At 58.6% G+C, this 12,041-nt stretch carries 12 protein-coding genes; 6 read left to right on the forward strand and 6 right to left on the reverse strand.

What is annotated here, in order from left to right; translation table 11 throughout:
- The first annotated feature begins 10 nt into the window (after positions 1-10).
- Positions 11-799 carry an ABC transporter substrate-binding protein gene (locus tag QDT79_RS20710; RefSeq protein ID WP_308317017.1) on the forward strand — a complete coding sequence of 263 codons (789 nt, stop codon included), beginning with the start codon at positions 11-13 and terminating at the stop codon, positions 797-799.
- A gap of 145 nt (positions 800-944) precedes the next feature.
- Here the strand turns inward: QDT79_RS20710 and tmaR are convergent, their stop codons facing one another.
- The 3 genes from tmaR to QDT79_RS20725 all read right to left on the reverse strand — a co-directional run bounded on the left by tmaR (position 945) and on the right by QDT79_RS20725 (position 3,352).
- A complete protein-coding gene (tmaR, locus tag QDT79_RS20715) occupies positions 945-1,262 on the reverse strand; it encodes a PTS system regulator TmaR (RefSeq protein WP_004935612.1) in 318 nt (105 codons plus the stop codon).
- 160 nt (positions 1,263-1,422) lie between these two features.
- A complete protein-coding gene (locus QDT79_RS20720) occupies positions 1,423-2,490 on the reverse strand; it encodes an FUSC family protein (RefSeq protein WP_070914537.1) in 1,068 nt (355 codons plus the stop codon).
- A gap of 94 nt (positions 2,491-2,584) precedes the next feature.
- Entirely contained in the window at positions 2,585-3,352 is a 768-nt protein-coding gene (locus tag QDT79_RS20725) for an N-acetylmuramoyl-L-alanine amidase (RefSeq protein ID WP_063989235.1), read from the reverse strand.
- A gap of 176 nt (positions 3,353-3,528) precedes the next feature.
- On the opposite strand from QDT79_RS20725, the gene QDT79_RS20730 reads away from it, so the two are divergent.
- Positions 3,529-4,275 carry a S24 family peptidase gene (locus QDT79_RS20730; protein WP_004935623.1) on the forward strand — a complete coding sequence of 249 codons (747 nt, stop codon included), beginning with the start codon at positions 3,529-3,531 and terminating at the stop codon, positions 4,273-4,275.
- A 36-nt stretch (positions 4,276-4,311) separates the two neighbouring features.
- On the opposite strand, the gene QDT79_RS20735 is transcribed toward QDT79_RS20730, so the two are convergent.
- Entirely contained in the window at positions 4,312-5,421 is a 1,110-nt protein-coding gene (locus QDT79_RS20735; RefSeq protein ID WP_107226599.1) for an SDR family oxidoreductase, read from the reverse strand.
- 258 nt (positions 5,422-5,679) lie between these two features.
- Here QDT79_RS20735 and QDT79_RS20740 point away from each other — a divergent pair, with 258 nt between their 5' ends.
- The 3 genes from QDT79_RS20740 (at position 5,680) to sbcB (ending at position 7,647) form a co-directional block, all read left to right on the forward strand.
- The gene (locus QDT79_RS20740; protein ID WP_107226528.1) at positions 5,680-5,886 is read left to right on the forward strand and encodes a hypothetical protein; all 207 of its coding nucleotides are present in this window, start codon (positions 5,680-5,682) and stop codon (positions 5,884-5,886) included.
- A 54-nt stretch (positions 5,887-5,940) separates the two neighbouring features.
- On the forward strand, positions 5,941-6,129 hold the full coding sequence (locus QDT79_RS20745; protein ID WP_033635247.1) for a DNA polymerase III subunit theta: 189 nt from the start codon (positions 5,941-5,943) through the stop codon (positions 6,127-6,129).
- 90 nt (positions 6,130-6,219) lie between these two features.
- On the forward strand, positions 6,220-7,647 hold the full coding sequence (gene sbcB / locus QDT79_RS20750) for an exodeoxyribonuclease I (RefSeq protein ID WP_149559120.1): 1,428 nt from the start codon (positions 6,220-6,222) through the stop codon (positions 7,645-7,647).
- Between the two features lie 71 nt (positions 7,648-7,718).
- On the opposite strand, the gene QDT79_RS20755 is transcribed toward sbcB, so the two are convergent.
- Entirely contained in the window at positions 7,719-9,086 is a 1,368-nt protein-coding gene (locus tag QDT79_RS20755; protein WP_063989232.1) for an APC family permease, read from the reverse strand.
- Between the two features lie 534 nt (positions 9,087-9,620).
- Positions 9,621-11,039: a glutamine synthetase family protein gene (locus QDT79_RS20760; RefSeq protein ID WP_149559119.1), complete on the reverse strand. Its 1,419-nt coding sequence runs from the start codon at positions 11,037-11,039 to the stop codon at positions 9,621-9,623.
- A gap of 395 nt (positions 11,040-11,434) precedes the next feature.
- On the opposite strand from QDT79_RS20760, the gene puuR reads away from it, so the two are divergent.
- Positions 11,435-11,992, forward strand: a complete 558-nt coding sequence (gene puuR / locus QDT79_RS20765; RefSeq protein WP_038877865.1) for an HTH-type transcriptional regulator PuuR — start codon at positions 11,435-11,437, stop codon at positions 11,990-11,992.
- Positions 11,993-12,041: the final 49 nt, after the last annotated feature.

Raw genomic sequence — 12,041 nt, forward strand, 5'->3', positions numbered from 1 at the left:
AGGAAATGACATGAAAACCATCAAAGGGCTGTTGTTGTTACTGCCGCTGGCCGCGAGTTTTCCCGCGTTGAGCGGTGAATTCAGCGGCAAAGTGATCAAACTGGGCATCGATCCCACCTTTCCACCGCTGGAGTATAAAACCCCGCAGGGCAAGCTGACCGGCTTCGGCGTCGATATCGCCCAAGCGCTGTGCGACCAGATGCAGGCCAAATGCGTGTGGGTGGAAAGCAGCTGGGACGGCATGATCCCCGGCCTGCAGGCGAAAAAATTCGACGCCATCGCCTCGTCGATGACCATCACGCCGCAGCGCCAGCAGCAGATCGCCTTCTCCAGCAAGGTCTCCAACGCCCCGGCGCGGCTGGTGGCGCATAAAGGCAGCAATCTGCAGCCAACCATCGCCTCGCTGAAGGGCAAATCGGTCGGCGTGCAGCAAGGCTCCAGCCAGGAGGCCTACGCCAACGCGCTGTGGCGCCCGGCTGGCGTCAACGTGGTCGCCTACCAAAGCCAACAGGAAGTGAACGAAGATCTGGCCAACGGCCGGCTGGATGCGTCGCTGCTGGCCAGCGTCAGCGCCAGCGAGTTCTTCAAAACGCCCGGCGGCAAAGATTTCGCCTTTATCGGCGCCGAACTGAACGACAGCAAATACTTCGGCATCGGCGACGGCATCGGGGTGCGCAAAGACGATACCGCGCTGCTTAACGCCTTCAACGACGCGCTGCAGGCGATCCGCGCCAACGGCACTTACAAGAAAATCAACGACAGGTATTTCGACTTCGACATGTACGGATCGGAGCAGTAATAAGCGTTCCCCGGCGGTCACCTGCAGATCCTGCAGGATGGGGAGGCGCCTTCGGCCGCCGGGGAACGCCCCAACGGAAACGGCAGTGTCGGCAAGAAGGGAAAATTAGGCGGGCCAGGCAGGACGCCCGGCCCGCTAAAGCGGGTTACTTCACTTCGCCCATCGCTTTCAGCTTTTTGGACAGCTCGCGGCGCTCTTTGGACAGATCGGCATTTTTGATGATGTAGTCATCAACGCGATCTTCGTAGTCGCTGCGCATGTTGGCGATGATGCCCTGAATGTCTTCAATGCTCATGCCGGGCTTGATGTACTCACTCAGGTTGTCGAGCAGCAGCACGCGCTTCTGGTTATCACGAATTTTCTTTTCGTTGTCGACGATCTCGCGTTGCAGTTTGTTTTTGCGGCGGAACATACGCACAAACTCCAGCACGTCCTGGAAACTCGGCTTATTTGCATTATCCATCTTTATACCCTTGCTTTAGTAATACACAGATTCATTTGCTTACGGCCACATGGCACCAAGATACAGGTTTGTGGCGGTCCGGCACAACAGTGATTGCCTTATCTTACCCACTTTGCCCCGGTGGCCAAAACCCAAAGCGCCGCCTTCATGATCTGACCCCTTATTCGCGCCCGGCGGCGGTGCAGACCTGGAGCAGATCCCCCAGCTCTTCCAGCTGCTGCGCCAGCTCCATGCTGAGCCAGACATAGCCGTAAATCGGCGCTTCGCCGTGCTGGCCGAGGCTCACCTCCTGCATCAGCGTTTTCAGCTCGCCGGCGATCTCCGCCAGCTGCCCCGCCGCCGCCTGCCGCTGCGCCTGCGGCCCTTCGCGCATCAGCACCGCCAGCGATTCCAGCGAGCTCAGCGTCAGCAGCTGGGTGCTGCGCAGCGTGCGGGCGTTCAACATGATGAAGTGCGTTTCGCGCGAGGCCCAGTAGGCGTCGGCCATCAGCTCCAGCGTGCACACCAGATTGCGGCTGAGGGTTTGCACCGCCTCGAACACCGCTTTGGGGATGCGGGTTTCCTTGCTGGCGGGCACGATCAGGCTGCGTAGCTTCACCACCTGATTCAACAGATCCTTGAGCTGCGGCTCCAGCCGCGGCCGCTCAATGACGTTCGGTGAAAAATACGCGCCGTAGAGGCGGGCGGCGGTTTGCAGGCAGTCCGCCATCTGCATGCGCCACAGAATATAGGCGCGTTGTGGGTAAATGCTGGTGAACAGCAGCGCCAGCAGCGAGCCGAAGATCACGTCGCCGCTACGCCACAGCGCGGTATGCATGTCGCCGGCGCCCGCGCCGCACACCACCGCCAGCGTGATCCCCACCAGCAGCGCCATATACGGCCGTTTGCCGAGCGTCAGGTAACCGCAGACGAACATCACCACGCCGCACCAAACCAGCATCAGCGGCAGCGAATAGAGTTCCAGATACAGGGCGATCAGGCCGGACGCGGCGCCGAATACCGTGCCGGCAATGCGTTGCAGCGCCCGCTGCAGCACGTTGCCCCAAAACGAGATCGGCCCCATCACCACCACCAGGGTGATCAGCGGCCAGGTGCCTTCGGGCACCGCCAGCAAGCGGATCAGCAGAAAGGTCAGAATAAACGCCAGCCCGATGCGCACGCCGTGAACGATGCGATAGTGGCGATAGGTCAGCAATTCAAGTGAAGAGATTTTTCGATCGAGGCGCACGCTGCCTCCGATAAAGACCAGCCAGGCCGCTATTTTAGCGGAGGAAGCCCGGCAAGGAAAAGGCGAATGAGGCGTCCCCCATTCGCGGTCAGGCTCAGGCGGCGTACTTGTCGACCAGCGCGCGCAGAACGGCGGCGGTTTCGACATCCATCACGCCGTCATACTTCTGCTGGCGGAAGTGCAGCTGGAACGCCCGCACCAGCTGGCGATAGCCTTCTGCGGTGTTCGCCGCAGAGGTGTCGTAGCCGTATTGGGCGAACAGTTTCAGCAGCTCGGCCTGTGCCGGCAGCCCCTGGCGGCAGTATTCCTGCTGGCGCTGCTGCTTGGTGGCTTCGTCATACCAGGCGCCGACGCCGGCCTGATACAGCTGCTGCCACGGGAACTGCGGGCCCGGATCGCTCTTGCGGCCCGGCGCGATGTCGGAGTGCGCCACCACGTTCACCGGCGAGATGTCTGGGTAACGCTGCAGGATGTTCTGCGCCAGCTGGGTAACCGCCTCGATCTGCTGCGGGTTGAACGGCGGGAAGGTGATGTTTTCCCCGTCGCCGCTCGCCAGGTTGACGATCTCGATGCCGATCGAGGTGTCGTTGATATTGCTGCGGGTGCCCCACTGGCTGGTGCCGGCATGCCAGGCGCGCTCGTTCTCGTCCACCAGGTTAAAAATGCGCACGCCGCTGAAGCCGGCGGCCTGGTAGGTGGCCTCGGTCGGATCCGGCACCAGATAGTGCGCGCTGACCGATTTTCCGGTCAACGACGTCACCGAGTCGGCGAAGTTTTGCGCCGTGTAGTGCAGCACCAGAAAGCGCACGCGGTGGCCGAAGCTGGCGACCGATCGGTAGCTATTGTAATCAATCTTGTACATCGTAAAGTCCCTCTCTCGTTTGATTTCACTGAGCGGCCTCTCATCATGACAGGCCACTCCGCACAGGTGAACCTTTGGCTCACCCTTTTTGTTTTAGCTAATTGCTAAATTATGCGCAAGCGTTTTTTAGCAAAACCGTTATTTACCTTTTTGCTAAAGAGTGCGATCATTGCACGATGGAAACTAAAGAAATCAGGCGCAACAATCTGCGCGAATTGATGGCCCGCTACGCCCGGCAAGGCGTCAACCAGAATGAGTTCGCCACGCTGGTTGAGTCTTCCGCGCCGACGCTGAGCCAAATCATCGGGGAGAAATCCTCCCGCAATCTTGGCGACAATCTGGCCAGGCGGATCGAGGCCAGGCTGAATTTGCCCAAGGGCTGGTTCGACGTGTTTCATGAAAAGCAGCTGGTGCGCCCGTTTGACAACGTGGCGGCGGAGTCGGACTTCCAGCCCGCCCGTTTGAAACCGGTGGTATGGGAAGATACCGAACAAGACAAGGAAGAGTTTGTGGAGATCCCGCTGCTGGATATTGATTTTTCCGCCGGCGACGGCTGCTACGAAATCGTCGATCGCGAGGAGTTTTCGCTGATTTTCCGCCGTTACTATCTGCACAAGATGGGGGTGGCGGTCAACGCCGCGCGCATTATCCGCATCTCCGGCTCCAGCATGGAACCGCGTCTGCAGGACGGCGACGTGGTCGGCATCAACACCGACGACACGCGCATCCGCGAAGGCAAGACTTATGCCATCCGCCACGGCAATTTGCTGCGGGTGAAGGTGCTGATCGAGCAGCCGGACGGCGGCGTCGTCATCCGCTCCCTCAACCGGGAAGAGTACCAGGACGAACACCTAAGCTATCAGCAGCGCAAGGAGCAACTGGTGGTGCTCGGCCGCGTCTTCTGGTCCTCTTCGTCCTGGTAACGGACAATAATCTCGGGCGCCCGCTGCGCCCGGCGGTTATTTGAAGTCCACCACCATCTGCTGCTGGATAGACAGCCCGCGGGTCGACTGCACGCAGCCGGCAATGTAGTCGGTGAAGCGCGGCGGTTTCGGCATGCCCAGCTTGAGGATCTTCTCGTTGCTGAAACGCACGTTGAGCATGGCGAACGATCCGTACAGGCGCATCGCTTTCAGCATCAGCCGCTCGTTGCACGGGCCGAAAATGTCTTTCAGCTGGCGGCGCATTTTCACCAGCGCGTCATACGTCACCTGCGCATACTCATCGCCCACCGGCGCCTTTTCCAGCGCCGCCGCCATGGCGTTGTCGATCTCGGCAAAGCTGACGCTGCTCTCCACGCCGGCGGAGATGTGATACACGTCGTTCTCCAGCGTTTCGCTGTTCATCAGCATCACCAACGCATCCGCGCAGTAGTCCGCCGGGATCACGTCGATATTGTCCTCCAACGAGCACATGAATTTGCGCAGCATCAGCGCCATGCCAAACACCCAGAAAATGCTGCTGGAAGGCTGGCAGCCCAGGCGGGTGTGCCCCACCACGATCGACGGGCGAGCGATGGTCAGCGGCAGTTGCGGGCAGCGTTGGCGCATCAGCTGTTCGATGGTGGATTTGGAACGCGTATATTCCACCAGATGCTCGGCGTCTTCCTCAAACTCGCCGCTCTCCGCCACCAGCGAACCCGGCTCCGGTGAACAGGACATGGCGGTACCGACGTGCAGGAAACGTTTTAGTCCCGGCACCTGCGCCATTTTTTCGGCAAAGGCCAAAGTGCCTTCTACGTTTACCTTCCAAATGAGCGGGTTATTACCAAATGAAGCAACGGCCGCACAGTTAATAACGTGCGTGACATTGTTAATACGTGCGTCAGTTAAAAAGTTGGCCGGCTCGGAAAGGTCGCCCAACAATATATTTTCTATCGTAATTTTAGACAGCAGGTTCGCGTCGATATTAAACTTTTCCATATTCGCACGAATACGGGCCAGCCCTTGCTGTGCATCGTCGGCACGCACCAGCAAAAGATAATTAACAGACTGATTTTCAATCAATAATTTTTCGAGAACCGCACCACCAAGAAAGCCGGTAGCGCCGGTCAACAGTAGCGTTTTCATAATTGTCACCCACATTGGTATTGAATGTGGAAGATTGTATCTGCGGATATTTAAACAAATATTAAATAGATTTACGGCGCCCTCACTCATTTTTCTTAATATTATCTTAAGGAATCTTTTGAAACATCCATCGTGGCTTTAGTAACAAAAGAACCGCATAGATTCCATGATTAATCTCCGCCGTTTAAATACCATTGATGTAGCGCCTGATTTAATTTAACGGTCAATGTTATTTCTCTTCTCGTCCGTGGAGGACTTATGACCTATAACCAAAAAATCTGGTTGGGGGTTTTACTGCTGTGCACCCTGTTTTGGGGGGCGGTGATAAGCGGCGCCTGTTCGCTGTATAACCGGGCGGATCGCCTCAATGCGCACCAGGCGCAGAGCGAGTTCGCCGCGCGCCACAGTCAGGCCCCCCGCTCGCAGCAAAGCGCTCAGGCGTCCATCGCCCCCCGGAATGGGTAGGGACAAGACCCGCTAACGATCCTATTATACCCTAAGGTTAACAGGGAGATAACGATGGCTCGAAAGCTGGATAGCTTACCGCAGGCACAACGCGAGAAAATAGAAACCGATTTGCTGGCCATCAGCGTGATCTACAACGAGCGCTACGGCATCGCCTCGACCCAGGCGGAAACAGAACGACAGATCCCCGACCACCTGCTCCCCTACTTTCACCAGCGGCTGGATTACTATCGCCGTGCGTAATTGCGCGCATTTCGCTAACCGCCGCTTGGCATCGCTCCCCACGCCGTTACAATAGGGGCATATTGTATCCGCCACTGAAGAGACGCGATTTTGAGCAGCAAGGCAACGGCCACATTTTACATTCACGATTACGAGACCTTCGGCAAGAGCCCGTCGCTGGACCGCCCGGCGCAGTTCGCCGGCGTGCGCACCGATATGGATTTCAACATTATCGAAGAGCCGCTGGTCATCTACTGCGCCCCCGCCGACGACTACCTGCCGGAACCCGAGGCGGTGATGATCACCGGCATCACGCCGCAGGTGGCGCGCGCCAAAGGCGTTAACGAGGCCGAGTTCACCCGCCAAATCCATCAGGCCTTCAGCGTGGCCGGCACCTGCATTCTCGGTTACAACAACATCCGCTTCGATGACGAAGTGAGCCGCAATATCTTCTATCGCAACTTCTACGATCCCTATGCCTACAGCTGGCAAAACGGCAACTCACGTTGGGATCTGCTGGATGTGATGCGCGCCTGCTACGCCCTGCGCCCGGACGGCATCGTCTGGCCTGAAAACGAAGACGGTTTCCCCAGTTTCCGCCTCGAACACCTCACGCGCGCCAACGGCGTCGAACACACGCAGGCTCACGACGCGATGTCGGACGTTTACGCCACCATCGCCATGGCCAAGCTGGTCAAGCAGGCGCAGCCGCGGCTGTTCGATTTCCTGCTGCAGCACCGCAACAAGCACAAGCTGAACGCCCTGATCGACGTCGCCGACATGACGCCGCTGGTGCACGTCTCCGGCATGTTCGGCGCGGCGCGCGGCAACACCAGTTGGGTGTCGCCGTTGGCCTGGCACCCGGACAACAAGAACGCGGTGATCATGTGCGATCTCGCCGGCGACATGACGCCGTTGCTGACGCTGAGCGCCGATCAACTGCGTGAACGGCTGTACACCCGCCGCGACGATCTGGCGCCGGATCAGGCGCCGGTGCCGATCAAGCTGGTGCACATCAACAAATGCCCGGTGCTGGCGCCGGCCAAAACCCTGCTGCCGGAGAACGCCGAGCGGCTGGGCATCGATCGCCAGGCCTGCCTGCAAAACCTGCAACTGCTGAAACAGCACCCGGAAGTGCGCGAGAAAGTGGTGGCGCTGTTCGCCGAAGCCGAGCCGTTCAAAGGCTCCAACGACGTCGACGCCCGGCTGTACGATGGCTTCTTCAGCGATGCCGACAAGGCGGCGATGAGGATTATCCAGCAGACCAAGCCGCAGAACCTGCCGGCGCTGGATCTGGCCTTCAGCGACGGCCGCATGAAAGAGCTGCTGTTCCGTTTCCGCGCGCGCAACTACCCGAATACGCTGGACGACGCCGAGCAGCGCCGCTGGCTGCAACACCGCCAGGAAGCGCTGAGCGCGGAGCGCGTGCAGAGTTACCTGCTGCAGCTCGAATCGCTGTATAACCTGCACGAAGGCGACAAAGAGAAAACTGCCCTGCTGAAAGCGCTGTTCGATTACGGCAAAGAGTTGGTGGGGTAAAACCTGCTGCAAGCAGAAAAGGAAAAGGCCGCGAACGCGGCCTTTTTTGTGGCTGAGGAGACGTCTCGCGCTTAGGCGGCGTCTTCGCTCGCTTGCGGCACCGGCAGACGGAAGCTGCGGGTGACGAAGGCCAGGTAGATCAGGCCGACAGCCGCCCAGACCAGGCCCAGCGTCATCGAGCTGGCTTCCAGGTTGATCCACAGCGCGCCGACGGTCAGTGCGCCCATCACCGGCAGGATCAGGTAGTTAAACGTGTCCTTCACGGTGCGGTTCATCTTGTCGCGAATGTAGAACTGCGAAATCACCGACAGGTTGACGAAGGTGAAGGCCACCAGCGCACCGAAGTTGATCAGCGCGGTCGCGGTCACCAGGTCAAACGATACCGCGGACAGCGCGATGGCGCCAACCAGCAGCACGTTCAGCGCCGGAGTACGCCATTTCGGATGCACATAGCCGAAGAAGCGAGTCGGGAACACGCCGTCGCGGCCCATCACGTACATCAGACGCGAAACGCCCGCGTGCGCCGCCATGCCAGACGCCAATACCGTCACGCAGGAGAATACCAGGATCACCGACTGGAAGAACTTGCCCGCCACGTACAGCATGATTTCAGGCTGCGATGCGTCAGGATCCTTGAAGCGCGAGATGTCCGGGAAGTACAGCTGCACGAAGTAAGACACCACGATAAAGATGATGCCGCCGATCAGCGCCGTCAGGAAGATAGCTTTCGGGATCACTTTTTCCGCGTCTTTGGTCTCTTCAGACAGCGAGCTGATGCCGTCGAAGCCCAGGAACGAGAAGCACAGGATGGTCGCGCCGGTAATCATCGGCACCACGTGAGCATTATCGGACCAGAACGGGCGGCTGCTGACCAGCGTACCGGCGCCTTCGCCGTGGTAAATACCGTTGATCACCAGGCCGAGGAACACGATCATGATCGCCACCTGCACCACCACGATGATGGAGTTCAGGTTAGCCACCAGCTTGATGCCGCGCAGGTTGAAAATCGTCATCAAGCCGACCAGCACCGCCACGAAGATCCAGGACGGGACGCCCGGGAAAATCGCTTCCAGGTAAATCTTGGCCAGCAAAATGTTGATCATCGGCATGAACAGGTAGTCCAGCAGCGATGACCAGCCCACCATAAAGCCGACGTGCGGGCTGATGGCTTTCTGGGCGTAAGTGTAGGCAGAACCGGCGGAAGGGAACTTCTTCACCAGCTTGCCGTAGCTCAGGGCGGTAAACAGGATCGCCAGCAGAGCGAAGGCGTACGCGGTCGCGACGTGACCATCGGTCAGGCCGGATACGATGCCGAAGGTATCGAAGATGGTCATTGGCTGCAGGTAAGCCAGGCCCATCATCACTACCGGAACCAAAGTCAGGGTTTTACGCAGCTGGGTGCGCTGAGCCGGAGCGGCGTTGAGGGTATTATCGGACATTGTTCAGCCCCCCCTTACCTTGAGCCTTGCGGATGGCGGACACGCCAAGACTTAAGGTTGCGGGGAAACTTCGCAACGAGCGACTTAATTCTAAAAGAAGGGGATTGTAAGCTGGATAACGGGTCGAGGTAACCTCGGCTGCTCCATAGTCGCTGCGGCCACAGCGGAAACCGGCGGGCACCGGTGCTAAAGTGAAAAATTGCCCCATCTTTCTAATCCTCATGAGTCACGACCATAAAGTTTTGTTTGATCGTGCACGAAACTATTTATCTATCCGGATCGGTGTCCGGCCTCGCTTGGTGTATGAAACGCTACGTTGGTAAAACTTAATGCAAAAAAAATAACCGACGCTTTCAAAACGTCGGCTATCTGCATTTGAGATATTTTGCACCAGAATGCCTCCGGATGACAAGATCCGGAAACCCTCAAATACAAATTCTTTTTGTCGATCGAACGGAAAACCAGCCCGGTAGGCGAATTAATCCGCTACCGGCAGGCCGGTTGCCCGCACGTACTTCTTACTTATACGCCCATTCAGGCATTTTTCAACATCCAGTCGATCTCGGTTTCCGTCACCCGCCGTTCAAACTGCAGCAGTTCGTCCGTCTTGCAGGCGTGATAAACCTGGGTGAAACGCTCGCCCAGATAATGGGTCAGTGCGTGCTGGTGTTCAAACTCGTACAGCGCGTCGCTCTGGCGGATCGGCAGCGGCAACCCCTCCTGCTCCAGCCCGTTGCCGGTCACCGGTTCAGGCAGCGGCAGCACGTTGTCCAGCCCGTACAGCATGCCGGCCAGGATCGCCGCCATCACCAGATAGGGATTGGCATCCGCGCCAGCCACGCGGTACTCCACCCGGTGGTTCTCCGGTTCGCCGCAGGGAATGCGCAGCGCCACGGTGCGATTGTTGTGGCCCCAGGCGGCCTGGATCGGCACATACATCCCCGGCTGGAAGCGCCGGTAGGCGTTGACGTTCGGCGCCAGCAGCGCCATCGACGCCGGCATCAGGGTGATCATCCCGGCCAACGCCTGTTTCAATAGCGGTGAATCCTCGCCTTCGGCGTCGGCGAACAGGTTGTTGCCCGCCCCGTCCTGCATGCTGACATGCACGTGCATGCCGCTGCCGGCGTAATCCTCATAGGGTTTGGCCATAAAGGTGGCGTGCATGTCGTGGTTTTCGGCCACCAGCCGCACCAGCCGCTTCAGCGCCAGCGCGTGGTCGCAGGCCAGCAAGATATCGTCGGTATGACGCAGGTTGACCTCGAACTGCCCCGGCGATGCCTCCGCCACCGCACCGTCCGCCGGCAGCCCCTGCAGCTTCGCCAGTGCATCGATGTCGTTCAGCACCTCGGCGAAATGGTTCAGGTTATCGACGGAGTACACCTGGCTTTGGGTGTTGCGCTCCTGGGTGCCGGGCGCACACGGCGGCTGGAGATCGCCTTCCGCGTCGCGCAGCCTATCGATGAGATAAAACTCCAGCTCTACCGCTGCCACCGGGAACAAGCCGCGCTGTCGCAGCGCCTGCCACACGCGGTTCAGCACATTACGGGGTTCAACGTCAAAGGGAGTGCCATCTTCATCCAGCATGGTCAGCAACACCTGGCCGATATGCTCCGGATCGGCGGCCGACGGCGTCAGCGAACCGGGCACCGGCAGGCATACGCGGTCCGGCTCGCCGAGATCTTGCCCAAGACCGGTCTCCTCCACCACGTTGCCGAGAATGTCCATGGCGAACACCGACGCGGGGAAGTAGCTGCCTTTTTCCAGTTTTTTCAACCCTGAGACGGGTATGCGTTTGCCGCGGAAGGAACCATTGAGATCGGTGAGAAGGATATCGACATACTGCGTGGCGGGATGGCGTTCCAAATAATGAGCAACCTCATTTTGGAACGCGCTACTTCGCCTCTCTTCATGATGCTGTGCAAAATGTTCAACTGCTGCGCTATTGGTTTGCATACGTCACCCGCCATTATGCTCTTAAGGCGCGTTAGCGCCCGTCCGCCGTTCGATTCAACACATGATTGGATTTCTCGCCAGGTCGCGCCGCTGCCGGGCGCTCAAAATAACATCCACACTATGAAACATAGTCTTAACAGAATGGGTTTGCAAATGTTACAATCCTGTTTGATTATTCATCACCGACTGCTAAATTGATAAAATATTGACCGAAAAGACCTTGCTGCCATTTTTACGTCAACTATTTCGTCCAACGCACCGAGAGTGAATATGGGCAATATATTTTCCAAACCCACCCTAACTACCGATATCATGCAGCATCGTTATCGACCAGACAGGCACCCGATAGCGATCTTCATTTCTACCTGTCGCCCTTACCAGAAGGAAGTACCGCTATGAGCGAAGCCAGCTTGGCACCGGGCAAACGCCTGTCACAGATCCGTCAGCAATTGGGTTTGTCGCAGCGCCGGGTCGCCGAACTGTCCGGGTTAACCCACAGTGCGATCAGCACCATCGAACAGGATAAGGTCAGCCCGGCCATCAGCACGCTGCAAAAGCTGCTGAAGGTGTATGGCCTGTCGCTGTCTGAATTCTTTGCCGAACCGGAAGCCGCCGACGAACCGCGCGTGGTGATCGACGCGGAGGATCTGATTGAGATCGGCAGCCAGGGGGTGTCGATGAAGCTGGTGCACAACGGCAGTCCGACGCGCAACCTGGCGATGATGCTGGAAACCTACCAGCCCGGCACCACCACCGGCGAAAAGATCAAGCACCAGGGCGAAGAGATCGGTACCCTGCTGGAGGGCGAGATCGTGCTGACCATCAACGGCCAAAGCTACTGCCTGACCGCCGGCCAGAGTTATGCCATCAACACCGGCATCCCGCACAGCTTCAGCAATACCTCGGCGCGCATCTGCCGCATCGTCAGCGCACACACCCCCACCACCTTCTGACCGCTTCTCGCACCGGCGCAACCTGACGCGGGCTGCGCCCCAGCCTCCC

The organism is Serratia marcescens (assembly GCF_029846115.1).
Taxonomy (GTDB): domain Bacteria; phylum Pseudomonadota; class Gammaproteobacteria; order Enterobacterales; family Enterobacteriaceae; genus Serratia; species Serratia marcescens_L.